At 62.1% G+C, this 26,623-nt stretch carries 24 protein-coding genes; 13 read left to right on the top strand and 11 right to left on the bottom strand.

What is annotated here, in order from left to right:
- Window positions 1-79: 79 nt before the first annotated feature.
- Window positions 80-739 (top strand): nucleotide exchange factor GrpE, encoded by a 660-nt coding sequence (gene grpE, locus LCM4573_RS06650; protein ID WP_071005471.1) that lies wholly within the window; start codon window positions 80-82, stop codon window positions 737-739.
- A gap of 171 nt (window positions 740-910) precedes the next feature.
- Here the strand turns inward: grpE and ptsN are convergent, their stop codons facing one another.
- From ptsN to lptC, 6 genes are all read right to left on the bottom strand, one after another.
- Complete coding sequence (gene ptsN, locus LCM4573_RS06645) at window positions 911-1,375, bottom strand: PTS IIA-like nitrogen regulatory protein PtsN (protein WP_071005470.1); 465 nt, start codon at window positions 1,373-1,375, stop codon at window positions 911-913.
- A 67-nt stretch (window positions 1,376-1,442) separates the two neighbouring features.
- Window positions 1,443-2,018, bottom strand: a complete 576-nt coding sequence (gene hpf, locus LCM4573_RS06640; RefSeq protein ID WP_046794071.1) for a ribosome hibernation-promoting factor, HPF/YfiA family — start codon at window positions 2,016-2,018, stop codon at window positions 1,443-1,445.
- A gap of 246 nt (window positions 2,019-2,264) precedes the next feature.
- Entirely contained in the window at window positions 2,265-3,830 is a 1,566-nt protein-coding gene (gene rpoN / locus LCM4573_RS06635) for an RNA polymerase factor sigma-54 (RefSeq protein ID WP_071005524.1), read from the bottom strand.
- A gap of 157 nt (window positions 3,831-3,987) precedes the next feature.
- Entirely contained in the window at window positions 3,988-4,770 is a 783-nt protein-coding gene (gene lptB, locus LCM4573_RS06630; RefSeq protein ID WP_071005523.1) for an LPS export ABC transporter ATP-binding protein, read from the bottom strand.
- 32 nt (window positions 4,771-4,802) lie between these two features.
- Window positions 4,803-5,366, bottom strand: a complete 564-nt coding sequence (locus LCM4573_RS06625) for an LptA/OstA family protein (RefSeq protein WP_071005469.1) — start codon at window positions 5,364-5,366, stop codon at window positions 4,803-4,805.
- Window positions 5,367-5,378: 12 nt separating this feature from the next.
- Window positions 5,379-6,047 carry an LPS export ABC transporter periplasmic protein LptC gene (gene lptC / locus LCM4573_RS06620; protein ID WP_071005468.1) on the bottom strand — a complete coding sequence of 223 codons (669 nt, stop codon included), beginning with the start codon at window positions 6,045-6,047 and terminating at the stop codon, window positions 5,379-5,381.
- Window positions 6,048-6,250: 203 nt separating this feature from the next.
- On the opposite strand from lptC, the gene sppA reads away from it, so the two are divergent.
- The 3 genes from sppA (at window position 6,251) to LCM4573_RS06605 (ending at window position 7,963) form a co-directional block, all read left to right on the top strand.
- Window positions 6,251-7,207 (top strand): signal peptide peptidase SppA, encoded by a 957-nt coding sequence (sppA, locus tag LCM4573_RS06615; protein WP_071005467.1) that lies wholly within the window; start codon window positions 6,251-6,253, stop codon window positions 7,205-7,207.
- A gap of 26 nt (window positions 7,208-7,233) precedes the next feature.
- On the top strand, window positions 7,234-7,539 hold the full coding sequence (locus LCM4573_RS06610; protein ID WP_046794075.1) for an integration host factor subunit beta: 306 nt from the start codon (window positions 7,234-7,236) through the stop codon (window positions 7,537-7,539).
- A 79-nt stretch (window positions 7,540-7,618) separates the two neighbouring features.
- On the top strand, window positions 7,619-7,963 hold the full coding sequence (locus LCM4573_RS06605; RefSeq protein WP_071005466.1) for a LapA family protein: 345 nt from the start codon (window positions 7,619-7,621) through the stop codon (window positions 7,961-7,963).
- A 22-nt stretch (window positions 7,964-7,985) separates the two neighbouring features.
- Here the strand turns inward: LCM4573_RS06605 and LCM4573_RS06600 are convergent, their stop codons facing one another.
- Window positions 7,986-8,441 carry a carbon monoxide dehydrogenase subunit G gene (locus LCM4573_RS06600; protein ID WP_071005465.1) on the bottom strand — a complete coding sequence of 152 codons (456 nt, stop codon included), beginning with the start codon at window positions 8,439-8,441 and terminating at the stop codon, window positions 7,986-7,988.
- A 109-nt stretch (window positions 8,442-8,550) separates the two neighbouring features.
- Here LCM4573_RS06600 and LCM4573_RS06595 point away from each other — a divergent pair, with 109 nt between their 5' ends.
- The 5 genes from LCM4573_RS06595 (at window position 8,551) to LCM4573_RS06575 (ending at window position 13,771) form a co-directional block, all read left to right on the top strand.
- Window positions 8,551-9,648, top strand: a complete 1,098-nt coding sequence (locus LCM4573_RS06595; protein WP_071005464.1) for a class I SAM-dependent methyltransferase — start codon at window positions 8,551-8,553, stop codon at window positions 9,646-9,648.
- Window positions 9,645-10,505, top strand: coding sequence for an RNA methyltransferase (locus LCM4573_RS06590; protein WP_071005463.1), 861 nt, complete (start codon window positions 9,645-9,647; stop codon window positions 10,503-10,505). Before LCM4573_RS06595 ends, LCM4573_RS06590 begins: the two co-directional genes overlap by 4 nt.
- The gene (gene lspA, locus LCM4573_RS06585; RefSeq protein WP_071005462.1) at window positions 10,502-10,993 is read left to right on the top strand and encodes a signal peptidase II; all 492 of its coding nucleotides are present in this window, start codon (window positions 10,502-10,504) and stop codon (window positions 10,991-10,993) included. The genes LCM4573_RS06590 and lspA overlap by 4 nt, the downstream gene beginning before the upstream one ends.
- Before the next feature lie 53 nt (window positions 10,994-11,046).
- Window positions 11,047-12,792: a response regulator gene (locus LCM4573_RS06580; protein WP_071005461.1), complete on the top strand. Its 1,746-nt coding sequence runs from the start codon at window positions 11,047-11,049 to the stop codon at window positions 12,790-12,792.
- Between the two features lie 109 nt (window positions 12,793-12,901).
- Window positions 12,902-13,771 (top strand): GNAT family N-acetyltransferase, encoded by an 870-nt coding sequence (locus LCM4573_RS06575; protein ID WP_071005522.1) that lies wholly within the window; start codon window positions 12,902-12,904, stop codon window positions 13,769-13,771.
- A gap of 7 nt (window positions 13,772-13,778) precedes the next feature.
- On the opposite strand, the gene LCM4573_RS06570 is transcribed toward LCM4573_RS06575, so the two are convergent.
- From LCM4573_RS06570 to LCM4573_RS06560, 3 genes are all read right to left on the bottom strand, one after another.
- On the bottom strand, window positions 13,779-14,168 hold the full coding sequence (locus LCM4573_RS06570) for a type II toxin-antitoxin system VapC family toxin (protein WP_071005460.1): 390 nt from the start codon (window positions 14,166-14,168) through the stop codon (window positions 13,779-13,781).
- Complete coding sequence (locus LCM4573_RS06565; protein WP_071005459.1) at window positions 14,165-14,410, bottom strand: type II toxin-antitoxin system Phd/YefM family antitoxin; 246 nt, start codon at window positions 14,408-14,410, stop codon at window positions 14,165-14,167. Before LCM4573_RS06565 ends, LCM4573_RS06570 begins: the two co-directional genes overlap by 4 nt.
- A 66-nt stretch (window positions 14,411-14,476) precedes the next feature.
- Window positions 14,477-16,774, bottom strand: a complete 2,298-nt coding sequence (locus tag LCM4573_RS06560; protein WP_071005458.1) for an NADP-dependent malic enzyme — start codon at window positions 16,772-16,774, stop codon at window positions 14,477-14,479.
- A 213-nt stretch (window positions 16,775-16,987) separates the two neighbouring features.
- Between LCM4573_RS06560 and mutS the strand changes: the two genes are divergently transcribed.
- The 4 genes from mutS to murJ all read left to right on the top strand — a co-directional run bounded on the left by mutS (window position 16,988) and on the right by murJ (window position 25,304).
- A complete protein-coding gene (mutS, locus tag LCM4573_RS06555; RefSeq protein ID WP_244505254.1) occupies window positions 16,988-19,636 on the top strand; it encodes a DNA mismatch repair protein MutS in 2,649 nt (882 codons plus the stop codon).
- A gap of 57 nt (window positions 19,637-19,693) precedes the next feature.
- The gene (locus LCM4573_RS06550) at window positions 19,694-20,722 is read left to right on the top strand and encodes an AraC family transcriptional regulator (RefSeq protein ID WP_071005457.1); all 1,029 of its coding nucleotides are present in this window, start codon (window positions 19,694-19,696) and stop codon (window positions 20,720-20,722) included.
- 108 nt (window positions 20,723-20,830) lie between these two features.
- Window positions 20,831-23,650 carry a [protein-PII] uridylyltransferase gene (locus LCM4573_RS06545; RefSeq protein WP_071005456.1) on the top strand — a complete coding sequence of 940 codons (2,820 nt, stop codon included), beginning with the start codon at window positions 20,831-20,833 and terminating at the stop codon, window positions 23,648-23,650.
- Window positions 23,651-23,723: 73 nt separating this feature from the next.
- Window positions 23,724-25,304 carry a murein biosynthesis integral membrane protein MurJ gene (murJ, locus tag LCM4573_RS06540; protein ID WP_071005455.1) on the top strand — a complete coding sequence of 527 codons (1,581 nt, stop codon included), beginning with the start codon at window positions 23,724-23,726 and terminating at the stop codon, window positions 25,302-25,304.
- 6 nt (window positions 25,305-25,310) lie between these two features.
- On the opposite strand, the gene LCM4573_RS06535 is transcribed toward murJ, so the two are convergent.
- Window positions 25,311-25,754 (bottom strand): DUF882 domain-containing protein, encoded by a 444-nt coding sequence (locus LCM4573_RS06535; RefSeq protein ID WP_071005454.1) that lies wholly within the window; start codon window positions 25,752-25,754, stop codon window positions 25,311-25,313.
- Between the last annotated feature and the right edge of the window lie 869 nt (window positions 25,755-26,623).

Genomic DNA, 26,623 nt, shown 5'->3' with positions numbered 1-26,623 from the left:
TGCCCGCAAAGCCTTGATTTTTTCACGGCAAACCTCGATATCGGGCTCGAAATCAAGATAAGAACAACCGGAGTACGTCATGACCGACGAAACCAAGAAGCACGGACCTGACGCAACCGCCGCCGAAAACTCGGCGGAAGCCGTGGCGTCCGCCCTGGAGGACGCGGCCAATGCGAATGCCGAGAGCGAGGCAGCGGCCGAAGTGCTGGCCGAGCCCGATCCGCTGGAAGTGTTGAAGGCCGAGAATGCGGACCTGCGTGACCGCTTCCTGCGTCTGGCTGCGGACATGGATAACTTACGTCGCCGCACCGAGCGGGAGATCAAGGATACCAAGTCCTATTCCGTCGCCGGCTTTGCCCGCGACATGCTGGCTGTCTCCGACAATCTGCGCCGCGCACTGGATGCCGTTCCGACGGAAATGCGCGCGGCTGCCGATGCAGGCTTGACCACGCTTCTCGAAGGCGTGGAAATGACCGAGCGCTCGATGCTTTCGGCGCTGGAACGACACGGCGTGAAGAAGATCGAGGCGGAAGGCGAGAAGTTCGATCCGCATTTCCATCAGGCCATGTTCGAAATTCCGAATGCCGAAGTGCCGAACAACACGGTCATGCAGGTCGTGCAGGCAGGCTATACGATCGGCGAGCGCGTGCTGCGTCCGGCGCTTGTCGGCGTCGCCAAGGGTGGGCCAAAGGCGGAGGCGCCGGTTTCCGAAACCGCATCCGGTCAGAAGAACGACTGATACGGCTCAGTCGGTCTCGAAACATAGATAGGCCGTGGCGTCAGATCGGCGCCGCGGCCTATATTTTTGCCGTTATCCCGCTCGTATCATCAAGAAAATCGCCGCAAAAAGCCATCGCCCCGGCGCTCATGGGCGCCGGGGCGATGGCTTGTCTTGCGTCTGAAATAGCCGTCAGGCCGCGTTGGAAGCCTGTTCCTCGTTGAGGAAGGCATAGATGGCGGTCGCGGAATCGGTCTTGCGCAGCTTCGCCACCAATTCCTGGTCGCGCAGCACGCGGGCGATACGCGACAGGGCCTTCAGGTGATCGGCGCCGGCGCCTTCCGGAGCCAGCAGCAGGAAGACCAGATCGACCGGCTCGTCGTCGAGCGCCTCGAAATCGACCGGCGTTTCCAGCCGTGCGAAAATTCCCTTGATGGAGGAGATGCTGCCCAGCTTGCCGTGCGGGATGGCGATGCCATGGCCAACGCCGGTGGAGCCCAGTCTCTCCCGCTGCAGGATGACGTCGAATATTTCCCTTTCGGGTACGCCTGTAAGTTTGGCCGCCTTCACAGCCAGTTCCTGCAGCAATTGCTTCTTGGAATTCACTTTCAGGGCAGGGATAATCGCATCTTGTTGCAGCAGATCTGCCAATGCCATTCTTTTCATCCTTCGTGCCGCCAGAGGGCGAAGGAGCGCGTCGGACCCGACGCTCTCCCGGGGATTGTTATCCTTTGATCTTGGTGGAATCGATCCAGCCAATATTGCCGTCGTTGCGGCGATAAACGATGTTGAGCTGCTCTTTGCCGGGGCTGCGGAAAAGAAGAATCGGTTCATCGGTCATGTCCAGTGCCATCACGGCGGTTGCTACCGACATGGTCTTTATCGGTTTTGAGCTTTCCGCAACGATGGTCGGCGCGAAATCCTCAGGAATTTCATCCTCCGCTTCCGATACGGCATCCATGACCGTATAGGCGATCTCGGCATGGCCGTTCGTGTAATTGCCGGCGTGATGATCCTTCAGTCGCCGTTTGTAGCGGCGCAGGCGCTTCTCGATCCGCTCCGCCGCGGCGTCGAAGCTGCCTTGCGGGTCATTGGCCTCGCCGGCCGCATGCAGCACGATCCCGGTGTCGAGATGGATCTTGCAATCGGCTGAAAAACGAGAACCGGACTTCTCTACGATGACCTGGCCAGCATACCCCCCATCGAAGTACTTGGTAACCGCATCTCCGATCTGGCTTTCGATCTTTTGACGGAACGAGTCGCCAATTTCCATATGCTTACCGGATACACGCACACTCATGGAGTTCTTCCTTCTTGTCGTGACTTGCGTGTTCCAGTCTACGCCAAGCCGTCCCCTCATCCAAGCGATTCACACAGGCCAAGACCAATTTGCGCCTAAAAGCCTATGGCTATGGGGATAACCTACGGGATGCCCCGTAGCGATTGCGGCGGGCTCTTAAACCCCTCCCATGCAAATGTCAACCGCCGCCTCGATGATGGCGAACTCCGGGCTTTCTCGAGGCGCCCGATCCCCGGATCAGCCTGCTCAATAGGCCGCCACTTTGGCAAGCGCCCGCTTTTCCCGGCGGCGCTGCACGGAGGAGGGGATGTTCATCGCCTCCCGGTATTTGGCGACCGTCCGGCGGGCGAGTTCCACGCCGCCACGCCTCAGGCTCATGACGATGTCGTCATCGGAGAGCACCGCGTCCGGTGTCTCCTGGGAGATCAGGGCGCGGATGCGATGGCGCACGGCTTCCGCCGAATGCGTGTCGCCGCCTTCTTCCGCCGAGCCGATGGAAACGGTGAAGAAATATTTGAGTTCGAACATTCCGCGGGGCGTCAGCATGTATTTGTTGGAGGTGACGCGGCTGACCGTCGACTCGTGCATCTTGATGGCTTCCGCCACCGTCTTGAGGTTCAGCGGGCGCATGTGGTCGACGCCGTGTGTCAGGAAAGCATCCTGCTGCCGGACGATCTCGCTCGCTACCTTCATGATGGTCCGGGCCCGCTGGTCGAGGCTGCGCGTCAGCCAGCTTGCGTTCTGCATGCATTCCGAAAGGAAATTCTGATCCTCGCTCTGCTTGGCGCAAGTCTTTGAAATCGTACGGTAATAGGCCTGATTGACGAGAACGCGCGGTAACGTGTCCGGATTGAGTTCCACCAGCCATCCGCCGTCCGGCGCATCGCGCACGATGATGTCCGGCGCGATCGCCTCGAAGGCGCCGCGCTCGAAGCCGGCGCCCGGTTTCGGGTTCAGCTTGCGGATTTCCGCCAGCATGTCGATGAGGTCTTCCTCATCGACGCCGCAGAGCTTCCTGAGTGTCGCGAAATCCCGTTTGGCGAGCAGTTCCAGGTGCCCGGTAAGCGCCTCCATGGCGGGATCGAACCGGTTCTTCTGCCTGAGCTGGATCGCAAGGCACTCGCTCAGGGAACGGGCGAAGATGCCCGGCGGATCAAGCGTCTGCAGCGATTTAAGGAGGGTTTCCAGCTCTTGCGGCTGCTTGCCGAGGCGCTCCGCGATTTCGTCGAGATCGCCGCAAAAATAGCCGGCCTCGTCCAGTTGTTCGATCAGATGCTGCGCAATCAGCCGGTCGGTCGCATTGTCGAGCGTAAACGGGATCTGCTGATTGAGGTGGTCTCTCAGCGTCACCTGGCCGGCAACGAAGTCGTCGAGGTCGTAATCGTCCCCGGCCTCTCCGCCGGGCATGGATTTCCATTGGCTCAGCAGCTCCGGCGCGTCGGCCTTTCGCGGCGGCCCATCGTCGGGAAAGATGTTTTCGAAACCGGCATCGAGTTCGCCGAGCCGCTCGGCCGTCGTGACGGGCGCCCGCTCGTACCAGGCCTCGTTTGCATCCGCCTCCGCCGATCCTCCCGCGTCGTCGCCGCCCGTTTCGCCGGATGCGAAGGCGTCCTCGTCCGCAAAGGCGATTTCCGTGTCCGTATCGCCGTCACCTGATGCAATTTCGAGCAGGGGATTTTTCTCCACCTCCTGCGCGATGAACTGAACCAGCTCGAAATGCGTCATCTGCAGCAGTTGAATCGACTGCATCAGTTGCGGCGTCATCACGAGCGACTGGGTCTGGCGCAGCAAAAGACTGGCGGACAAGGCCATGATGGACGCGAAACTCCCGTTCAACCCCTTGAAATGGGCCTGCATGGATGCTGGTTGCAGTTATACTCAACCCTTCTGCCGGGGCTGAAATATACTTGGCACGAGAATTGCTTTTTTGAAAGATTTGGTCAAGCGCCCGCAGGGCGAATCTTGATCTCTACAGGCTGAACTTGTCGCCCAGATAGAGGCGGCGGACATCGGGGTTGTTCACGATGTCGTCGGCCCGCCCATGGGTCAGCACTTCGCCCGCATGGATGATATAGGCCCGGTCGATCAGGCCCAATGTCTCGCGGACATTGTGGTCCGTTATCAGCACGCCGATGCCGCGCGCCGTCAGATGCCGCACGAGGTTCTGGATATCGGCGACCGAAATCGGGTCGACGCCGGCAAAGGGTTCGTCGAGCAGCATGAAGGCCGGGTCGGTCGCCAGCGCGCGGGCGATTTCCAGGCGCCGCCGCTCACCGCCGGAAAGCGCCACCGCCACCGACTTGCGAAGCTTGCTGATGTGGAATTCTTCCAGGAGCTCGTCGAGCTTGCGCTCACGTTTGTCGCGGTCCGGTTCGTGGACCTCGAGCACCGCGCGGATGTTCTGCTCCACCGTCAGCCCGCGGAAGATCGATGCTTCCTGCGGCAGGTAGCCGACGCCGAGCCGGGCGCGCCGATACATCGGCATGCGCGTCACGTCGTTGCCGTTGATGGCGATCATGCCCTGGTCCACGGGAACCAGGCCGGTGATCATGTAGAAACAGGTGGTCTTGCCTGCCCCGTTCGGCCCGAGCAGCCCCACGGCCTCCCCGCGCCGGACGACGAGCGAGACGCCGTTGACGACGCGCCGCGAGTCGTAGCTCTTCGAGAGCCCGTGGGCCACGAGCGTTCCCTCGTAACGCGTCTTGTCGCGTACGTTGAAAAGTTCGGGGGGGCGCGGCTTGCGCGCCGTCAGGTTGGATAGCAGGGGTATTTTCACGACAGGCCTTAGCGTTGCTGCTGTCGGGATTTCGGATCGAGCAGGATCTCGACGCGTCCGCCGCAGCTGTCGAGCTTGGCTTCGCCCGTCTGCATCCGCACGGTGAGCTTGCAACCCTTGAAAACGTTCGGCCCGTCCGACAGAACCACCTGCTTGCCGGAAAGCACGAAGATCTGCGTGGCCATGTCGAACTCGCCCTTCTCGGCCGAGGCCTGCTGGGTGCCCGAGGTCAGGAGCACGGTCTGCTCCAGGAATATCTTGTCGATATCGGCGTTGCCGGCGGTCATCGCCGCGCTTCCCTCGCCGCGATAGAGCACGATCATCTTGCCGGCCCGCATGGTGGTGGTGCCCTGAACGACCTTCACATTGCCGGTGAAATAGGCCTTCTTTTCCTGCTCCTTGATCTCGAGCTGGTCGCTCGCGATCTGGATCGGCTGGTCGTTGGAAAGCTTCAAGCCTTCCATCTGGCTGGTGGTTGCCTGCGCATGAGCGGAAACCGAAAGCGAGCAGGCGATGAAACCTGCCGCGATCGCGACCGCGGTGTTCTGGATAAGGAAGCGGCGATAGCTCATGGCGGCCGGGCCCTAGTTTTCTTTGTTGCGAATCGCGACCGGGTCGACGTTGACGAGAACCTGACCCGCGAAGGTGATGTTACGTCCCTTATCCGTTATCTTCAGCGACTGTGCAACAATCGAAGATTTATCACTCGAGATCGAGACGCGATCGGAGGTCTCCATTGTTCCAGCGTGGATGTCAAGGAAGGCCGACTGGAAATGCGCGGTGACGCCGTTGCTGAGGTCCACATCGAAGGGATGGGTCATTTGCAGCTTGTCCGTTCCGCGGTCGAAGATGCCGCCCGCGGCGGTCACCCGCGCGATCACGTCCTCGCGCATCGGCACTGCCGCCTTGACGTTTTCCAGCGTGATCATGTTGGGATTTGCGATATCCTGCAGCGCGCGCGTCGCCGTCATGGAATAGCTGATGCCGTCGCCGTTCCGCCCCGCGATCGCCGGCCGCTCCATCACGATCATGCCGTTCTCGATCGTGGCGCTTGCGATCGACACGTCGTCCGGCAGATAGGCGCGGACGATCGCGACCACGATGAAGGCAGCGGAAATCAGGCCGGCCGCCACCGGCAGCAGGACTTTCATCCTGCGGACGCGTTCGGAATGGGCAAGCGCCGCCTCATAGGCGTCGCCATACATTCCGAGGGCCGCCGAGAGGCCCGTTGCTCTTCGAAGTATCTGCAGCATATATGCGAATGTCGTCCTTTTCGCGCGCAACTCTCCCCTGCATCGGGAGATGCGGGTGGGAACTGGGGTCAGCGCTTTCGCCTGTCAATATGGTTTAAATTCATCAACAAACAATAATGGCCGACACAAAATCGTGATATCACCCGATGAAGCGGGCGGCCAGATGCCTATTTGGGCATGGTCGCAAATGAAGGACAGGTTTTATGGATCAAATGGCAATCGTGGACCGGCGGCAATTGCGCCGGAAACTGAGCTTCTGGCGCGTCGCCGCACTCCTTCTTCTCGTCGGTATCGGATTTTCGCTTTACCGCTACGGCTTTGCCGATGAGGCGGGTTCGGCGCGACCGCATGTCGCGCGCATCAAGATCACCGGCCTCATACAGGATAGCGACGAACTCCTGGAGCGCCTCGACCGAATCGCCGAAAGCGACAGTGCCAAGGCATTGATCGTCTCGATCTCGTCTCCCGGCGGCACGACCTATGGCGGCGAACGCATCTTCAAGGCTATCCGCGAAGTGGCGGAAAAGAAGCCCGTCGTCTCCGATATCCGCACGCTTGCGGCCTCCGCGGGCTACATGATCGCGACCGCCGGCGACACGATCGTCGCGGGCGAAAGCTCCATCACCGGTTCGATCGGCGTGATCTTCCAGTATCCGCAGGTCTCCGGAATGATGGAGAAGCTCGGCATTTCGCTCGAGGAGATCAAGTCCGCGCCGTTGAAGGCCGAGCCCTCTCCGTTCCACGAGGCGAGCCCCGAGGCGCAGGCGATGATCCGCTCCATGATTATGGACAGCTACGACTGGTTCGTTGATCTCGTCGCCGATCGCCGCAAGCTGCCGCGCGAGGAAGCCTTGYGTCTGTCGGACGGCTCGATCCTCACCGGACGCCAGGCCCTTTCGGCCAAGCTGGTGGATACGCTCGGAGGCGAGCCGGAGATCCGCTCCTATCTGGAGACCCGCGGCATCTCGGAGGACCTTCCGATCGTCGAGTGGAAGGAGAAAAGCTCCTCCTCATCCTTCTGGTTCGCGAGCGCGATGGCCGAGTTCCTGCGCATGACCGGACTGGGGGAAATGCTTGGAGCGACGCGGCTCGACACCTGGGGCACCGATAAGTTGTTTCTTGACGGTCTTGTCTCCGTTTGGCAGGTTGGTCGCGGTTGAAAATCTAATTCTTTCAGGGGGCAACCGTGATCAAGTCCGAATTGGTGCAGATCGTTGCGGCACGAAATCCGCACCTCTATCACCGCGACGTCGAGAACATCGTGAATGCCGTGCTCGATGAGATCACCGATGCCTTGGCAGCTGGAAACCGCGTCGAGTTGCGCGGCTTCGGAGCCTTCTCCGTGAAGAACCGTCCCTCGCGCTCGGGCCGCAACCCGCGCACGGGGGAGACTGTCTTCGTGGAGGAGAAATGGGTGCCGTTCTTCAAGACCGGCAAGGAGCTCCGCGAGCGCCTCAACCCCGATCTCGCCGATGATGGCGACGCCGATTGAGCCGGCAGCGGCCATCCGCCGCTCTTGAAACCCGCCGCCGCATCCTTATCCTGCATCGGACGTGTTTTGCGGAGGTTTGATGGACAAGGTCAGGAAAATCGTCAATCTCGCGGTATTTGTGCCGCTCGGCATCGTGCTGATCGTGCTTGCGGTCGCCAACCGGCAGGTGGTGACGCTGGCGCTGAACCCGTTCCGTCCGGAAGATGGAGTGCTTTCGGTCAGCGCGCCGTTCTTCCTGTTTCTGTTCGTCGCCCTCATGTTCGGAATGCTGATCGGCTCGGCCGCGACCTGGTGGGCACAGGGCAAATACCGCAAGCAGGCGCGCAAGGAAGCGCGTGAGGTCATCCGCTGGCAGGCGGAGGCGGATCGCCACAAGGCCGCCGCGGTCCAGGCCACGAACTCTCCGCAGCTGCCGTCTCCCTAGGGGATTGCTACCGGGAAATGAATTAAACCGTTGCCGGCTCGGCCCCGACGGCCGAGTTGAAATCGGCGAAGAATTGCGTGGCGAGCTTCTGCGAGGCGGAGCCGATCAGGCGCGAGCCGAGCTGCGCAAGCTTGCCGCCCACCTGCGCCGTGGCGGTGTAGCGCAGCAGGGTCTCGCCTCCATCCTCCGTCAGCGTCACGTCGGCGGAACCCTTGGCGAAGCCGGCGATCCCGCCCTTGCCTTCGCCGGTTATCGTGTAGCTTTCCGGTGCGTTGACATTGCTGAGCGTCACCTCTCCGTTGAAGTTCGCAGAGACCGGTCCGATCTTGACCCTTACCACGGCGGCAAGTTCCGTCGGCGAATTCCGCTCCAGGCTCTGGCAGCCGGGAATGCACTGCTTGAGGATCTCGGGATCGTTCAGCGCCCTCCACACGACGTCGCGGGGTGCCGATATGCGCTCTTCGCCGGTAATCTCCATGAAACCCTCCCTGTGTTCCCGGAAAGATTAGGGCAGGTGAAAGCGCTTTGCCAAGGTGGACCTAGGTGCTATTTGCTCCAGCGGATACGAACATGAGCGGATCGAGGCATTGAAGAACAGGCAGAGACAGCCGGGGGCGAAAGCCGGAAGCGGCGATACGAGGCGCCCGACAAGGAAGGACGCTCYGGCCGCGAAAGCCCGTGGCGCTATTCCGGAAAAGGCCGCGAAGACGCCGGCCCCGCCTCCCGTCGAACAGCGCCCTCTCATCGTCCGCACTGGCGAGCGGCCGGCGGAACGCGTGCCGGTCATCCTCGAATCCTCCGGCGCCGGTGATTTTCACCTGATCGATAGCGGTAACGGCCTGAAGCTCGAGCAATACGGTCCCTACCGCATCGTCAGGCCGGAAGCCCAGGCGCTTTGGCGGCCCTCGCTGCCCTCCCATGCTTGGGAAAAAGCCGATGCCGTGTTTACCGGAGATACCGACGAGGACGGCATGGGCCGCTGGCGTTTCCCGAAGGAAGCGCTTGGCGAGACCTGGCCGCTTTCTCTGCTCGACGTTGATTTTCTCGGCCGCTTCACCTCCTTTCGGCATGTCGGCGTCTTCCCCGAGCAGATCGTCCATTGGGAGTGGATGAAGAGCCGCATCGAGGAAGCCCGAAAGGGAAGGGAACGCCCGGTAAAGGTGCTGAACCTCTTCGGCTATACCGGCGTGGCCTCGCTCGTCGCCGCTGCCGCTGGCGCGGAAGTCACCCATGTCGATGCCTCGAAGAAGGCGATCGGCTGGGCGCGAGAAAACCAGGCGCTTTCCGGGCTCGAGCGCGCGCCGATCCGCTGGATCTGCGAGGATGCCATGAAGTTCGTCCTGCGTGAGGAACGCCGCGGCAACCGCTACGATATCATTCTCACCGATCCGCCGAAATTCGGTCGTGGTCCCAGTGGCGAGGTCTGGCAGCTCTTCGATCATCTGCCGCTGATGCTGGATGTCTGCCGCGAGCTTCTGGATCGGCAGGCGATCGGCCTCGTGTTGACCGCCTATTCCATCCGGGCAAGCTTCTATTCCATCCACGAACTGATGCGCGAAACCATGCGCGGTGCGGGTGGTGTTGTAGAATCGGGCGAGCTCGTCATTCGGGAAACCGGCCTGGACCGCAAGAGCCTCGGCCGCGCGCTTTCCACCTCTCTCTTCAGCCGCTGGGTACGGGAATGACCGACGATATTCGCAATGCCGGACCGCGCCGGGTCGGCCAGGTGAAGGAAATCACCTCGCTGGCAAATCCCATTATCAAGGATATCAAGGCGCTTTCGAACAAGAAGGACCGGGAAGAGACGGGCACCTTCATGGCCGAGGGCCTGAAGCTCGTCATCGACGCGTTGGAGCTCGGCTGGAATATCCGTACCCTCGTCTATTCCAAGGCCGCCAAGGGCAAGCCTCTGGTGGAGCAAGTTGCCGCTAAAACCGTCGCTAAGGGCGGGCTGGTTCTGGAGGTCAGCGAAAAAGTGCTTTCCGCCATCACCCGGCGCGACAATCCGCAGATGGTCGTCGGCATTTTCGAGCAGCGATGGAAGCCGCTCGCCGATCTGAAGCCCGGCCGCGACGACACCTTCGTCGCGCTCGACAGGGTGCGCGATCCCGGTAATCTCGGCACCATCATCCGCACGGCCGATGCGGCCGGCGCTTCGGGCGTCATCCTCGTCGGCGAATGCACCGATCCGTTCTCGCTCGAAACCGTGCGCGCCACCATGGGCTCGGTCTTCGCCGTGCCGGTCGTCAGATGCACGGCGGAAGATTTCCTCGCCTGGCAGAAAAAGTCCGGCGCGCAGGTGGTGGCGACGCATCTCGCCGGAGCAGTGGATTACCGCATGGTGGATTACGCGAAGAAGCCCGTCGTGCTCCTGATGGGCAACGAACAGTCCGGCCTGCCGGAAAATCTTGCGGGCGCTGCCGACCGCACGGTCCGAATACCGCAGCAGGGCAGGGCGGATTCGCTCAACCTCGCGGTCGCGACCGCGGTGATGCTCTTCGAAGCCCGCCGCCATCTCCTTTCCCTGGACGGTGCAAAATGAACGGACGACCCGCCTTGCTCTCGCGGCCGCTCGTCGCCGTGGCCCTCATCGTGCTCGCCGTCCTCCTCGACCAGGCGATCAAGATGGCCGTCGAAAACTATCTGCCGCTGGAGGAGCCGGTCCGCCTGCTTCCCTTCCTGGCGCTCTACCGCACCTATAATCTCGGGGTCGCCTTCTCGCTTCTCTCGGGCCTTGAGCGGGAATTCATCGTCGGCATGCGCATCGTCATCGTCGCCTTCGTGCTTTGGCTCTGGCGCCGCACGTCGAAGGACCGCCCGCTCGCCCATCTCGGCTTTGCTCTCATCATCGCCGGCGCCATCGGCAATCTGATCGATGGTTTCCTATGGGGTCACGTGATCGATTACATCCTCTTTCATACGCGGACCTGGTCCTTCGCGGTCTTCAATCTGGCCGACAGCTTTATCTCCATCGGCGCATTTCTGGTGATTCTTGACGAAATCTTCGGCCCGAAGAAGGTGAATCCATAAAATCTTAGGTATTCACCGAAAATATTGGGAAGAAACCTTCGCTAGTTTTTCCCATGCGCAGCATTGCCGACATACATGATCGTATCGCCAAGGCGTTCGCATTTTCCGTCGCAAGAGGCGGCGATAAACCGTCTGCGCAAGAGCGGCTTCCGACAAATCCATCGCCGGATGGCAGGGTTGACACCGGTGGCGGGCTCGAAAACCTCCTTTCCCGCGTTCGCGGCTGGTGGTCTTCCGACGGTCTCCAGGAAGCGAGGGCGCAAAGTGCTGCCAAGTCCCGGCAGATCGCGACCGTCGTCCACGAAATCCGCACGCCGCTCAACGGCATTCTCGGCATGGCGCATCTGCTCGGCCAGACGAAGCTGACGGCCGAACAACAGAACTATCTGAGCGGCATCCGTCAGTCCGGCTATGCRCTGGCGCAGCTGGTCGAGGATCTTCTCGACCAGGCCACAATGGAGGCCGGCCGCTTTCGGCTGAACAACCGCGCCGAAAACCTCCGCCAGTTGATCGAGAGCGTCGTGGAAATGCTGGCCCACCGTGCGCACGAGAAGYGCATAGAGGTCGCCGCGACCTTTGCCGCCGACCTTCCGGAGCTTCTGGATTTCGATCCCGCCCGCATCCGCCAAGTCCTGTTCAACGTCATCGGCAACGCGGTGAAGTTCACCTCGGAAGGCGGAGTGCTGGTGCAGGTGCGGACCGAGGAGGGCAATGTCGTGATCGCCGTTGTCGATACCGGCCCCGGCATGACGACGGAGGAGCAGGGCCGCATCTTCCGTGAATTCGAGCAGACGGGCGCTGCGGAGGCGAGGAGCGGCGGCACGGGTCTCGGCCTTGCGATTTCGGCGCGCATCCTCGCCGAGTTCGGCGGCTCGCTCTCCGTTTCCAGCGTAAAGGGCAGGGGCAGCACCTTCACCATCCGTTTTCCGATGCGTCTTGCCRAAGATGCACCGGCGGGCAATGGCGTGCGCGCCCTGCTGCTTTCCCGCTCCCGCGTGCTGCTCCTGGCGCCGGACGGGCCTGCCGCCAGGGCAACCGTCTCGACCATCGAAACGCTGGGCGGCGGCTRCCGGCATGTGACCGAGGCAGGCGAAGTCCAGTTGCTGATCGACAGGTCAGCGGCGGAAGGCAAGCCCTTTACCGATCTCATCGTCGATCACCGGCTGGCTTCGAGCTTCGGAGCCGAACTCACCCCCTCCTCGCCGCATCGCATCCTGCTGGTAAACCCGGAGGAACGGGCATCGCAGCCGCAGGATCTCTACGATGCCTGGCTCGTCCGTCCCTTGCGCGAAAAATCCCTGATTGACGTGCTCAGCGGACGCCTGCGCGGCTTCGGCACGCGCGATACGCACGTCGATGGCCAGCCGAAGGGTTTGGCAACGTCTGAAAGCCCGGATTCTGGCGGGTTAGATGTGCTGCTCGGGGAGGACGACCCGGTGAACGCGCTGCTCGTCCGCGCCGTGCTGATGAAGGCGGGACATCGGGTGCGGCTGGTCGAGGATTTCGAAAGCCTTCTATCCGAAGCCCTGTCGAGTGAGGCTCGTCCCGACTTGCTGCTTACGGATATGCACATGCCCGGCGGCTCCATGCTGGAGGCGCTTTCCGCCCTGCGCGAGGGGGAGCGGAGCCTCGGCGTTTCGCCCGTACCCGTTCTCGTTCTGACGGGAGAGGGGAGTGACGCCGCGCGCAGAAAACTGCTCGCGAACGGCGTGAGCCGCGTACTCGAAAAGCCGGTCGAACCCCGGCGCCTGCTGGAGGAAGTGCGGCGTCTCGGCGCCCTGGCAGCCACTCGCCGTTAGGCCCGTTGACGCGCCTTGCGGGCGCACCTATTGTGACACCCTGTGTCACGTTCCTGTCGCAGAGTCATGGTTTATGGCGGTGATCTCAACCGGGACGGGACGAATCACCGTGACCATTGAACTCCTGAACCGTGAATTGACGCTGGATACCCAGGCTCCGGCCCTGACGCCGACCGACACCGATATCCTGGGCCGCATAGGCTCGCTGGAAACCCGGCTCGCACGCAATGCGCGCGAGATCGATGCCGCGCAGGCCGTGCGCTATAGGGTCTTTTCCGAGGAAATGCATGCGCAGCTCGGCGCGGAATCGGATCGCCGCCGCCGCGACGTCGATGCCTATGATGCGATCTGTGATCACCTCCTCGTCATCGATCGCGCGATCGAAGGGGATGTGGAGGATCAGATCGTCGGCACATACCGCCTGCTGCGGCAGGAGGTTGYGCTCGCCCATGGCGGCTTCTATTCGGCTTCCGAATTCGATATCGCCCCGCTTCTGGCTCGCCATCCCGACAAGCAGTTCATGGAGCTCGGCCGTTCCTGCGTGCTGCCGGCCTATCGCACCAAGCGCACGGTGGAGCTTCTCTGGCAGGGCAATTGGGCCTATGCGCTGAAGCACGGCATGGGTGCCATGTTCGGCTGCGCCTCCTTCCCCGGCACGCGTCCGGAAGAGCATGCGCTGGCGCTCTCCTTTCTGCACCACAACGTGGCCGCGAAGGGCGAATGGGCGGTTTCTGCTCTTCCCGAGCTCCACCGCGAGATGGATCTGATGCCTGTCGAAGGGGTGAACGCCCGCAAGGCGCTTTCGGCCATGCCGCCGCTCGTCAAGGGTTATCTGCGCCTCGGCGCCATGATCGGCAACGGCGCGGTCGTCGATCAGGCTTTTAACACCACGGATGTTCTCGTGGTGCTGCCGATCGCCTCGATCTCCGATCGCTACATCAACTATTACGGCGCCGATGCCGGCAGGTTCGCGAGCTAGTCCCGCCTCAGCGAACCAGCCTTATCGGTCCGTTGTATTGTGCGATCGTCTCGTCCGAGGTGAGCAGCAGCATCCCCTCACTCATGCTCTGTGCGACCAATATGCGGTCGAACGGGTCCTTGTGGATCGGTTGAAGCAATTCTACTTCAAGCGCATGAGTGGCGGTGACGGCCAGTTCCTGGAAGTCACTTTCGATCAGCACCCGATAGAGCATGCGAGGCGGAAGCTCGAGTCCGATTTTTCCGGACGAATATTTGATCGATAGTTCCCAAATACTGGCCGAACTGAAGAAGATTTCATGGTCCGGGTTCTCAATGATTTCGCGAGCGTCCAAAGGCAGCCTGTAGGATGCTCCAACGAGCCACACCAAAAGGTGAGAATCCAGCAGGACTTTCATGCGCCATTGCCGTAAAACAGCTCCTCGATCTCCTTATCCATTCCCTGGTCCAAATCATTGGGAATGAAAAATTGTCCATCGAGGACACCTATGCGTCGCTTTTTCTTCGGCTCTTCCTCCAGCGGCACCACCTTGACCATCGGCTTGCCGGCCTTGGCGATGACGAACGGCTCCCCCTTTGCCGCATCTTCTATGAGACGCGACAGGTGGGTTTTGGCTTCATGAATGTTGACCGTCTTCATGGAATGCGCCCCAAGTGGACTTAGTTCACTAAACTTAGTCCACTTGGCGCGCGGATACAAGGAACCTCACGTCCCGGCGTTATACGCCGCGATCGCCGCCATGTTGACGATGTCGCTATCCTTCGCACCCATGGAGGTGATCTGAACGGACTTGTCGAGACCGACGAGCAGCGGACCGATCAGGGTGGCGCCGCCGAGTTCCTGCAGCATGCGGGTGGCGATCGAGGCGGAATGAATCGCCGGCATGACGAGCACGTTGGCGGTGCCGGAAAGCCGGCAGAAGGGATATTGCTCCATCCGGTGCGGATTGAGGGCCACGTCGGCGGCCATCTCCCCGTCATATTCGAAATCGACACGCCGCTGGTCGAGGATCTTAACTGCCTCGCGCACCCGCTCGGAACGCTCGCCGGTCGGTTGGCCGAAGGTGGAATAGGCCAGCAGCGCCACGCGCGGCTCATAGCCCATGCGCCTGGCGACGCGTGCCGCCTCCACCGCGATATCGGCGATATCCTCGGCGTTCGGCATGTCGTGAACGGCGGTATCGGCGACGAAGACGGTCCGCCCGCGCGAGATCATCAGCGAAATGCCGATCACCTTGTGGCCCGGCTTGTCGTCGATGCAGCGGCGCACGTCCTGGAGAGCCGTCGCGTAATTGCGCGTCGCACCCGTCACCATGGCATCCGCGTCACCCACGGCCACCATGGTGGCCGCGAAATGGTTGCGGTCGTTGTGGATCAGCCGCTGCACGTCGCGCAGCAGAAAGCCCTTGCGCTGCAGCCGGGCGTAGAGGTGGTCCACATAGGTATCCACCCGGTCGGAAATGCGGGCGTTGACGATCTCTATGCCGGGGCGGTCGAGGTCGATGCCGGCCTTTTCGGCGGTCGTGCGGATCACGTCGTCGCGGCCGAGCAGGATCGCGGTGCCGAGCCCCTGGTGGCAGAAGGAGATCGCCGCGCGCATGACCTGTTCTTCCTCGGCTTCCGCGAAGACGACGCGCTTCGGGAACCGGCGCACCCGCTCGTAAATGCCCTGCGTCGTTGCGGCCATAGGGTCGCGGCGGGCCGAAAGCTCGTGCCCGTAGGCCGCGAGGTCGGCGATGTTCTTCTGGGCGACGCCGCTTTCCATGGCGGCCTGCGCCACCGCCACCGGGATCGCCGAGATAAGCCGCGGGTCGAACGGTACCGGAATGATGTATTGCGCCCCGAAGCGCGGTCGGTTGCCCTGGTAGGCGGCGGCCACATCGTCCGGCACGTCCTCGCGGGCGAGGTTGGCGAGTGCACGAACGGCGGCGATCTTCATCGCATCGTTGATCTGGGTGGCGCGCACGTCCAGCGCACCGCGGAAGATGTAGGGGAAGCCGAGAACGTTGTTGACCTGGTTCGGATAGTCCGAGCGTCCGGTCGCCATGATCGCATCGTCGCGGATGCGGGCGACCTCCTCCGGCGTGATCTCCGGATCCGGGTTCGCCATGGCGAAGATGATCGGCTTTTCCGCCATCGAACGGATCATCTCTTCGGTGAAGGCGCCCTTCTGGGAGAGGCCGAACACCACGTCGGCACCCTTCATCGCTTCGGCGAGCGTCCGCTTGTCGGTCTTCACCGCATGCGCCGATTTCCACTGGTTCATGCCTTCGGCACGCCCCTGATAGATCACGCCCTTGGTGTCGCAAAGGATGATGTTGTCCGGGTTGAAGCCCATCGCCTTGATGAGCTCGATGCAGGCGATCGCCGCCGCACCCGCGCCGTTGCAGACGAGCTTCGTCGTCTTGAAGTCCCGGCCGGTGAGTTCCAGCGCATTGATGAGGCCGGCGGCGGCGATGATCGCCGTGCCGTGCTGGTCGTCGTGGAAGACAGGGATATCCATCAGCTCGCGCAGGCGGCTTTCAATGATGAAGCAGTCCGGCGCCTTGATATCCTCCAGGTTGATGCCGCCGAAGGAGGGGCCGAGATAGCGCACGCAGTTGACGAATTCGTCGACATTCTCGGTATCCACTTCGAGGTCGATGGAATCGACGTCGGCAAACCTCTTGAAGAGGACGGACTTGCCTTCCATGACCGGCTTCGAGGCAAGCGCGCCGAGATTGCCGAGCCCGAGGATTGCCGTGCCGTTGGAAATCACCGCCACCATGTTGCCGCGCGTTGTGTAGTCGTAGGCGGTGGCCGGATCGGCGGCGATCGCCTTCACCGGCACCGCAACGCCCGGCGAATAGGCCAGCGAAAGGTCGCGCTGGGTGGCCATCGGCTTGGTGGGGTTGATCTCAAGCTTCCCCGGTCGGCCTTCCGCGTGGAAGTCCAGCGCTTCCTGTTCCGTCACCGAAGCGCGCGCCCGGACGTCCTTCTCCGTGGCCTTCTCTTTCGCGGGCATGAACTCCTCCAGCTTTTTGTGGGCAGCCGTCTTCGAGAGCGTAGCGGCTGTTGTCTTTCAGGGGCCAACATCGATAGTGTCGCCAATTCCCTTGCGCAACAAAAAATCGATTCCGTGACTCAATTCGAAAGATTCTCCCCCCGGTCTCAAATTGGCGACGCCTTGAATGCCGCCGAGCTTGCCTCGGAGGAAAGCCGCGCTTCGGCCACGCCGATGATGGAGCAGTATATCGAGATCAAGGCGAACAATCCGGGTTCGCTGCTCTTCTACCGCATGGGCGATTTCTACGAACTCTTCTTCGAGGATGCGGTGGATGCGTCGCGCGCGCTCGGCATCACGCTGACGAAGCGCGGCCAGCATATGGGACAGGATATACCCATGTGCGGCGTGCCCGTTCATGCGGCGGACGATTATCTCCAGAAGCTGATCGGGCTCGGTTTCCGCGTCGCGGTCTGCGAGCAGGTGGAAGATCCCGCCGAAGCCAAGAAACGCGGTTCGAAGTCCGTGGTAAAGCGGGATGTCGTGCGCCTTGTCACCCCCGGCACCATCACCGAGGACAAGCTCCTTTCTCCCTCGGAATCGAATTATTTGATGACGCTCGCCCGCATTCGCGGCGGGTCCGAACCGCTGCTCGCACTTGCCTGGATCGATATCTCCACCGGCGTCTTTCGCCTGGCGGAGACCGACCAGTCGCGGCTCTTGGCCGATATTCTGCGCATCGATCCGCGCGAACTCGTCGTTGCGGACACGATATTCCACGATGCCGAACTCAAGCCTGTTTTCGATGTGCTGGGCCGGGTGGCAGTGCCGCAGCCGGCGGTCCTGTTCGATAGCGCCAGCGCCGAGGGGCGCATAACGCGCTATTTCGGCGTCGGCACGCTGGATGGTTTCGGCACCTTCTCCCGTGCCGAGCTTGCCGCTGCCGCTGCTGCCATCGCCTATGTGGAGAAGACGCAGATCGCCGAGCGCCCGCCGCTTGGGTACCCTGAGCGCGAAAGCGGCGCCTCCACGCTTTTCATCGATCCTGCCACGCGCGGTAATCTGGAGCTCACCCGCACGCTTTCCGGCGACCGCGACGGCACGCTCCTGAAGGCTGTCGACCGGACGGTGACCGGCGGCGGTGCCCGCCTGCTTGCCGAGCGGCTGATGTCGCCGCTGACCGATCCGGATCGCATCAACCGGCGGCTCGATTCCATCTCCTTCCTGCTGGAAGAACCCGGCCTTTGCAGTGAGTTGCGTTCGGCGCTGAAACACGTGCCGGACATGCCGCGTGCCCTGTCGCGCCTGGCGCTCGACCGTGGTGGCCCGCGCGACCTCGGATCGATCCTGCAGGGTCTTGAGGCTGCCCGCAGCGTGGCGGGGTCTCTGGACCCAGCCATGCTGCCGGAGGAGCTCGGCGATGCCTTGGCGGATCTGAAAGCCTTGCCGCTGCATTTGGAAACAATGCTTGGCAGCATGCTGGCGCAGGATCTGCCGCTTCTGAAACGCGATGGCGGCTTTCTGGCGGAAGGTGCCGATTCAGAGCTGGATGAGGTCCGTGCGCTCCGCGATCAGTCCCGCAAGGTGATCGCCGGCCTGCAGCTGCAATATGCCGAGGAAACCGGCATCAAGTCGCTGAAGATCAAGCACAACAACGTGCTCGGCTATTTCATCGAGGTGACGGCCGGCAATTCCGGCGCGATGACCGACACGCCGGAAGGCAAGGCGCGTTTCATCCATCGCCAGACCATGGCGAACGCCATGCGCTTCACCACCACGGAGCTTGCGGATCTGGAAAGCCGGATCGCCAACGCCGCCGACCGCGCACTGACGATCGAACTCGAAGCCTTCGAGAAGATGGTTGCCGCCGTCACCTCCGAGGCCGAGGCGATCAAGTCTGGCGCGCTTGCGCTCGCGGTCATCGATGTGGCGGCCGGTCTCGCCATGCTCGCCGAGGAATGGAACTACCGCCGGCCCGTGGTCGATGCCTCCCGCATGTTCACCATTGAAGGCGGCCGCCATCCGGTGGTCGAACAGGCACTGCGCCGCCAGTCCTCCGGCCCGTTCATTGCCAACGATTGTGATCTGTCTCCGCATAATGGCGGCGAGTTCGGCGCGCTGTGGCTGCTCACCGGTCCGAACATGGGCGGTAAGTCGACCTTCCTGCGCCAGAACGCGCTGATCGCCATTCTGGCGCAGATGGGCTCCTTCGTGCCGGCGGCATCTGCCCATATCGGCATCGTCGATCGGCTCTTCTCGCGTGTCGGCGCCTCCGACGATCTAGCGCGTGGCCGTTCCACCTTCATGGTCGAGATGGTCGAGACGGCGGCGATTCTCAATCAGGCTACCGATCGCTCGCTGGTCATTCTCGATGAGATCGGTCGTGGCACAGCCACTTTCGACGGTCTGTCGATCGCCTGGGCGGCGGTCGAGCATCTGCACGAGGCGAACAAGTGCCGCGGGCTCTTCGCCACCCATTTCCATGAGCTGACTGTCCTCTCGGAAAAGCTCGGCCGGCTTTCCAACGCCACGATGCGGGTGAAGGAATGGGATGGCGAGGTGATCTTCCTCCACGAGGTCGGCCCTGGTGCGGCGGATCGGTCCTATGGCATTCAGGTCGCCCGCCTTGCCGGCCTGCCGGATAGCGTCGTGGCCCGCGCCCGCGACGTGCTGACCAAGCTCGAGGATTCCGACCGCAAGAACCCCGCGAGCCAGTTGATCGACGATCTGCCGCTTTTCCAGGTAGCCGTCCGCCGCGAGGAGGTAAAGCGCCCCGGTTCTTCCAAGGTGGAGGAGGCTCTCAAAGYCCTCAACCCAGACGACATGACGCCGCGCGAGGCCTTGGATGCGCTCTATGCGTTGAAGAAGGAGCTTGGAGGCTGAGAGCCGAGTGCTCCATCAGCGTCCTTTATAGAAACATCACGATAAAGGCCGCTTGATTTGCTCTCCGTCCCGCTGCCGTTTCTTGCCGGTCTTGTCTTCGCGCTGACGCTCTATCGCAGCTTGAAGGGCGTCGAGACGCCCGGCTCCCGGCGTTATTTTCACGCCTTCCTCATCCTCTATGCCTTGCAGGGTGTCGGCATCGGCCTGCGCTTCGGCTATGGCGTCAGCCAGCTCATACCCTTTCTGCCGATCACCGCTGCCATGATGCCGCCGCTCGCCTTTCTTGCCTTTCGCGGCCTGACGGCGAAACCCCTGAGAAGGCCTTGGCTTCACCTGTTGCCACCRCTGGTCGTTGCTCTCGCCGTCAGCTTCTTCCGCGATTTGGTTGATCTGCTGCTGCTCCTGATCTTCCTGTCCTATGGCCTGGCGCTGTGGCGGCTGACGATGAGCGATGGGGATGAGGTAATGGYGGAAACCTCGCTGCAGCGCATGCGCCCGGCGCTGCGCGCCGCCCGGCTGATGGCCTGCCTGATGCTCTTCTTTGCCTTCAGCGATGCGGCGCTCGCCCTCTACACCAACCTTTCTGGCCCGAACGATGTGCCGCTGGCGGTCGGAATCATGAACCTCACGGCGATCCTCGCTGTATTGGTCTATTATTTCGCGCCGGATATTCCGTCTCCCGAGGTCGCCGAGAGACCCGCGTTGCAGCCCACCAGCGAGGATCGCGCCATCCTCGCCAAGGCGGAAGGCGCGCTCGATCGCGATGCGCTCTACCGGAATGAGGATCTGAGCCTTGCGAAGCTCGCCCGCCGTGCGGGCCTCCCGGCCCGCGAGCTGTCGGCCGCCGTCAACCGCGCCACCGGCCTCAATGTCTCGCAATTCGTCAACAACCGGCGGATCGCCGAGGCCTGCCGGCTTCTGCAAGATACGGAAAAGCCCATGATGACGGTGATGTTCGAGGCGGGTTTCGGCACCAAATCCAATTTCAATCGCGAGTTCCGTCGTGTGACGGGCGCCAGCCCCTCGCAATACCGGGCGCGGCTGAAGGGTGAAGATCGCGTTTCGGGAAAGGGCGCCGAGCCTTGACCTTCGCTCGCCGCGGAGCCAACTTTGAAACATCGGGGTTGATATTTCTTGGCCAGTTTGCCCAAAAGGACTATAGCCTCCCAGGCGGCCCGGCATCGACAGGATAACATGGCCAGAGACGATATCGATTTTTCCGAACTCCTCGATGTGGAGCGGCTGAGCGCGGAATGCCGGCAGGTCGCCGAAGGCAAGGATCGTCCGCTTCTCGAGCTGCGCTCCGCACTGCTGCCGCTGCTGAAAAAGGCGAGCGCCGAAGGCCGCGGCAAGGCGCGCGAGCTCCTTGCCAGGGACGGCAGCGGCCTCAATTGCGCCCAGCGCATCTCATGGCTCCAGGATCAGCTGATCCGGGTCCTTCACGAGGTGATTGCCGAAAGCATCTACAGGGATGCGAACCGCATCGCGATCGCCGCGGTCGGCGGCTACGGCCGCGATACGCTCGCGCCGGGTTCGGATATCGATCTTCTCTTCCTGCTCCCGGAGAAGAATTCCGAGGACATGCGCAAGGCGGTGGAATTCCTGCTCTACCTCCTGTGGGACATGGGCCTGAAGGTCGGCCATGCAACCCGCACGGTCGAGGAATGCATCCGCCTGTCCAAGACGGACATGACCATTCGCACGGCGATCCTGGAAACGCGCTATATCTGCGGCGCCGAGGCGCTGGTGAGCGAACTGGAGACCCGTTTCGACACCGAGATCGTTGCCGATACCGGGCCGGAATTCATCGCCGCCAAGCTCGCCGAGCGCGACCAGCGCCACCAGAAGGCCGGCGATACGCGCTACCTCGTCGAGCCCAACGTCAAGGAAGGCAAGGGAGGTCTGCGCGACCTCCACACGCTTTTCTGGATCGCCAAATATTATTACCGCGTCCGCGACACGGCCGAGCTCGTCAAGCTCGGCGTCCTCTCGCGGCACGAATTGCGGCTTTTCCTGAAATCCGAGGATTTCCTCTGGGCGGTGCGCTGCCACATGCACTTTCTCACCGGCAAGGCGGAGGAGAGGCTGTCCTTTGATATCCAGCGCGAGATTGCCGAAAGCCTGGATTATCACACGCGCCCCGGCCTTTCCGCCGTCGAGCGCTTCATGAAGCATTACTTCCTCGTCGCCAAGGACGTGGGGGATCTCACCCGCATCTTCTGCGCCGCGCTGGAAGATCAGCAGGCCAAGGCCGCGCCCGGCATCAAGCGTGTCATCTCCCGCTTTACCAAACGGGTGCGCAAGATTCCCGGCACGGTGGATTTCGTCGAAGACCGCGGCCGCATCACGCTTGCCGATCGCGATGTCTTCAAACGCGATCCGGTCAATCTCATCCGCTTTTTCCATGTCGCCGATATCAACGGCCTGGAACTGCATCCCGATGCGTTGAAGCAGATGACGCGCTCGCTTTCGTTGATCGACCACGCTCTCAGGGAGAACGAGGAGGCGAACCGGCTCTTTCTGGCGATCCTCACCTCCAGGCGCGATCCGGCACTGATGCTGCGGCGCATGAACGAGGCCGGCGTGCTCGGCCGCTTCATCCCGGAATTCGGCAAGGTCGTCGCGATGATGCAGTTCAACATGTATCATCACTATACCGTCGATGAGCACCTGATCCGCTCGGTGGAGGCGCTGTCGGAGGTGGACAAGGGCGAGGCCGCCGATATCCATCCGCTCGCCAACAAGGTCATGCCCGGCATCGAGGAGCGCGAGGCGCTTTATGTCGCCGTCCTGCTGCATGATGTCGCCAAGGGCCGCCAGGAGGATCATTCGATCGCCGGCGCCCGCATCGCCCGCAAGCTCTGCCCGCGCCTCGGCCTTAACCCAAAGCAGACGGAGCTGGTCGTCTGGTTGGTCGAGGAGCACCTCGTCATGTCGATGACCGCCCAGACGCGCGACCTTCACGACCGCAAGACCATCACCGATTTCGCCGAGAAGGTGCAGTCGATGGACCGGCTGAAGCTTCTTCTGATCCTGACGATCTGCGATATCCGCGCCGTCGGTCCCGGTGTCTGGAACGGCTGGAAGGGGCAGTTGCTGCGCACGCTCTATTACGAAACGGAACTGTTGCTGACCGGCGGTTTCTCCGAGGCTTCCTCCCGCAAGGAACGGGCGAAGGAAGCGGAAGTCGCCCTCTTCGAGGCGCTCGCCGACTGGAGCCCGAAGGATCGCCGCACCTATGCGAGGCTCCACTACCAGCCCTATCTGCTCTCGGTGCCGCTGGAGGATCAGGTTCGTCACGCGCATTTCATCCGCGAGGCGGACAAGGCCGGCAAGGCGCTCGTCTCCATGGTGCGCACCCATTCCTTCCACGCCATCACCGAGATCACGGTGCTCGCGCCGGACCATCCGCGGCTTCTGTCCGTCATCGCCGGTGCCTGTGCCGCGGCGGGCGCCAATATCGCGGACGCGCAGATCTTCACGACCACCGATGGCCGCGCGCTCGATACCATTCTCATCAACCGGGAGTTTGCGGTAGATGAGGACGAGCTGCGCCGCGCCGCCACCATCGGCCGCATGATCGAGGATGTGCTTTCCGGCAAAAAGCGCCTGCCGGAAGTCATCGCCACGCGCGCCAAGGCCAAGAAGCGCAACAAGACCTTCTCGATCCCGCCCTCGGTCATCATCTCCAACGGGCTATCGAACAAGTTCACCGTCATCGATGTGGAATGCCTCGACCGCACCGGCCTGCTGGCGGATATCACCGCCGTTCTCGCCGATCTCTCGCTCGATATCCACTCGGCCCACATCACCACGTTCGGCGAGAAGGTAATCGACACGTTCTACGTGACCGATCTCGTCGGCCACAAGGTCACCAACGAGAACCGCCAGGGCAATATCGTCGCCCGGCTGAAGGCGGTGATGACCGACGAGGACGAGCCGAAGAGCAGCACGCCCGCCGAAGCGGCGCCTGCACTCTCCGCCCAGCCCCGCAAGACCAGGGCCAGCGCGTGAGCCCCCGCCCGATGATGAGCCTTGGCGTGATACATAATCGAAAACGACCCGTAAATCTGGGCCATACATCACCATGAGTCTCGTCCGCAAATTCGCAACCGTCGGCGGCGCCACGCTCGGCAGCCGCATCTTCGGCTTCGCTCGCGAAACGCTGATGGCGGCCGCGCTCGGCACCGGGCCGATGGCGGACGTCTTCTATGCCGCCTTCCGCTTTCCGAACCTCTTTCGCCGGCTTTTCGCGGAAGGCGCCTTCAACGCCGCCTTCGTGCCGCTCTTCTCCAAGGAGATCGAGGCGAACGGCGTGGAGGGGGCCAAGCGCTTTTCCGAAGAGGTCTTCGGTGTCCTCTTTTCCGCGCTGCTCGCCATCACTATCGCGATGGAACTCGCCATGCCATGGCTGGTGCAGTGGATCATCGCTCCGGGCTTTGCCGATGACCCGGAAAAGACCTCGATCACCATCCGGCTGGCAGCCGTGATGTTCCCCTACCTCATGTGCATGTCGCTGACGGCCATGATGAGCGGCATGCTCAATTCGCTGCATCACTTCTTCGCGGCGGCAATCGCGCCCGTCTTCCTGAACGTGGTGATGATCGCGGCCCTCTTCTACGCGCTCTGGACGGGTGCGGATCCGCTTTCCACCGCCTGGTATCTTTCCTGGAGCGTGCTCGTTGCCGGCGTCCTGCAGCTCGCCGTCGTCTATGTCGGCGTGCGCCATGCCGGCATCAATATCGGCTTTCGCCTTCCCAAGATGACGCCGAACGTCAAGCGGCTCCTGGTGCTCGCCGTGCCGGCGGCGATCACCGGCGGCATCACCCAGATCAACCAGATCATCGGCCAGGCGATCGCTTCCGGAAAGGAAGGCGCGATTGCCGCCCTCCAATATGCAGACCGTATCTATCAGCTTCCGCTCGGTGTCGTCGGCGTGGCGGTCGGCGTGGTGCTGCTGCCGGAATTGTCGCGCGCCTTGAAGGGCGGCTACAGGCAGGAGGCCGCCAATATCCAGAACCGCTCGATCGAATTCGTGCTGTTCCTGACCTTGCCGGCCGCCGCGGGTCTCTGGGTGCTGTCGGATGCCATCATCCGCGTGCTTTACGAGCGCGGCGCCTTCTCGGCCGAAAACACCGCCGTCGTTGCCTCCATTCTTGCCATTTATGGCATCGGCCTGCCGGGCTTCGTGCTCATCAAGGCGCTGCAGCCCGGCTTCTATGCCCGCGAGGATACCAGGACGCCGATGCGCTTCACCATGATCTCGGTCGTGGTCAATTCGGGCTTGGCGATCTCGCTCTTCCCGCTGCTGGCGGAGCGCGGCATCGCGACTGCCGAAGCCGCCGCCGGCTGGATCAATACGATCCTGCTCTTTACGACGCTGCTCTGGCGCGGCGATCTCAAATGGGAATGGGCGCTTGCAAAGCGTACCGCGCTGCTGCTGGTGTCTGCCGGCGTCATGACCGCGGCGCTCATCTATGCGCTGCCTTATGCCTCGCCCTGGCTCGCTCCCGAAACATCGCTGCTCTATCAGGTGGCCGCACTCGGCGTGCTTCTGGCGCTGGCCATGGTCGTCTATTTCGCAGTCGCCTTCCTCATCGGCGGCGCCGATATTGGCATGATCCGCCGAAACTTGAAGCGGAAGGCGAAAAGCCAACCGGAATCCTAGACCGCCTTAGGAGCGTCTTCCGCGCTTTCCGCAATGGGCCCAGCGCCGCTTCGGACCGATGTCGACATGCACGATGCCGTTGCAGTAGCGGCCGATCCCGCCGACCCCCGGCGCGCTCGCCGCCGCCGCAAGGATCTTCCGCTCGGAAACACCGGRCACGCGTATATCGGCTGCGTAACAGTGGCTGTGCTGGGATCGGCCGGAACGCGGCCTGTGTCCCGAAGYCACGACCGGCTTCTTGCCGGTCTGCACGGCGATATGGGCGAGGATCGCCTTCAGTTTGGTTGGAAAGCAGCTCGCACGAACGCTGACCCGCTGCAGGGTATAGGCGGCGGAATAATCGTGTTTGAACAGATTTCCGCGACGTTTCTGACTGCTCTGCGCATCGGCAGCCGCGGCAAATGAAAAGGTCACCAGGCTGGCAAGCGCGACAAGAATAAAGCTGCGCATTGGGTATCCCCCGAGTGGCGTCTGTCCTCACGACAGGCGGACTTGGCTGGGCGAGGCATTTCATTCCGAAAAGTGGCGCTATTAAGGAGATATTTGCTATATTTTAGGGAAATGTATGCCGCATAGGTTAAATGGCATTAACCATTACTGCTTTTGGCTGAGCGTATCGCCTCATTGCTACGCCTTTTGGTGGAGTTTCTGGTCGTTTTGGGGAGGCGGGTTCTCGCCGCTGCTTCCGCGCGCATACTGCGGCATACGCAACGTGTGATGCGTGCAAAAACAGCGCGGCATACTTCCTTCTCCCCGTAGGACGGGGAGAAGGTGCCGGCAGGCGGATGAGGGGCCGTTCTCGTCTGCCACGCTGCCGTAGTTTGCATTTGGATCCTCGGGACATCCTCGGATTAAATCCGATGTCCCGAGAATCCAACCACCAACAAGCCATTCTCTCCGTTCAAGCGGGGATGATCCGGCACCTCGTTCCCGATATTTCAATAACTTGATCCCTCCTTCATCCCCGCTCTCCGATTCTCCCCCATAATCTCTCTCGTCCCGTTTCGGCTGCACCGGAAAAGCATCGCCGGCGAGATGGGGCCGGTGCCCTTTCGGTCTGCTGGTGATGCAGGCGGATCGTCAGGGGCTGCGCAGAAAATGGTCCCCCTCTCGCCTGAAAGATGGCGGGGCGTGCGTGTGTCGCACACAACCCGGTATGGCAATCCGTAAGGACATAAGCCCATATCGCCGCAGAGGGACCGGAGTTGCGCGGAAAAACACACCGAACGGGACACGTCGCGTGTCACCTACAAAACTAAATACGAGGCACTCGACGTGTCCCGGCCGATTGAAAGAAAACGCAACACGCACCAAGGGAG

Origin of the sequence: Rhizobium sp. LCM 4573, assembly GCF_001854865.1 — a bacterium.
Lineage (GTDB): Bacteria > Pseudomonadota > Alphaproteobacteria > Rhizobiales > Rhizobiaceae > Neorhizobium.
This window is presented reverse-complemented; position numbering and strand designations above follow the sequence as displayed.

Coding starts and splice junctions, on each gene's coding strand:
- LCM4573_RS06625 (WP_071005469.1), bottom strand. CDS start 5,366: ATGAGCTATCGCCGCTTCCTTATCCAGAACACCGCGGTCGCGATCGCG.
- murJ (WP_071005455.1), top strand. CDS start 23,724: ATGAGTCTCGTCCGCAAATTCGCAACCGTCGGCGGCGCCACGCTCGGC.
- lspA (WP_071005462.1), top strand. CDS start 10,502: ATGAACGGACGACCCGCCTTGCTCTCGCGGCCGCTCGTCGCCGTGGCC.
- grpE (WP_071005471.1), top strand. CDS start 80: ATGACCGACGAAACCAAGAAGCACGGACCTGACGCAACCGCCGCCGAA.
- LCM4573_RS06605 (WP_071005466.1), top strand. CDS start 7,619: ATGGACAAGGTCAGGAAAATCGTCAATCTCGCGGTATTTGTGCCGCTC.
- LCM4573_RS06570 (WP_071005460.1), bottom strand. CDS start 14,168: ATGAAAGTCCTGCTGGATTCTCACCTTTTGGTGTGGCTCGTTGGAGCA.
- LCM4573_RS06560 (WP_071005458.1), bottom strand. CDS start 16,774: ATGCCCGCGAAAGAGAAGGCCACGGAGAAGGACGTCCGGGCGCGCGCT.
- LCM4573_RS06565 (WP_071005459.1), bottom strand. CDS start 14,410: ATGAAGACGGTCAACATTCATGAAGCCAAAACCCACCTGTCGCGTCTC.
- lptC (WP_071005468.1), bottom strand. CDS start 6,047: ATGCTGCAGATACTTCGAAGAGCAACGGGCCTCTCGGCGGCCCTCGGA.
- ptsN (WP_071005470.1), bottom strand. CDS start 1,375: ATGGCATTGGCAGATCTGCTGCAACAAGATGCGATTATCCCTGCCCTG.
- hpf (WP_046794071.1), bottom strand. CDS start 2,018: ATGAGTGTGCGTGTATCCGGTAAGCATATGGAAATTGGCGACTCGTTC.
- LCM4573_RS06545 (WP_071005456.1), top strand. CDS start 20,831: ATGGCCAGAGACGATATCGATTTTTCCGAACTCCTCGATGTGGAGCGG.
- LCM4573_RS06600 (WP_071005465.1), bottom strand. CDS start 8,441: ATGGAGATTACCGGCGAAGAGCGCATATCGGCACCCCGCGACGTCGTG.
- LCM4573_RS06590 (WP_071005463.1), top strand. CDS start 9,645: ATGACCGACGATATTCGCAATGCCGGACCGCGCCGGGTCGGCCAGGTG.
- rpoN (WP_071005524.1), bottom strand. CDS start 3,830: ATGGCCTTGTCCGCCAGTCTTTTGCTGCGCCAGACCCAGTCGCTCGTG.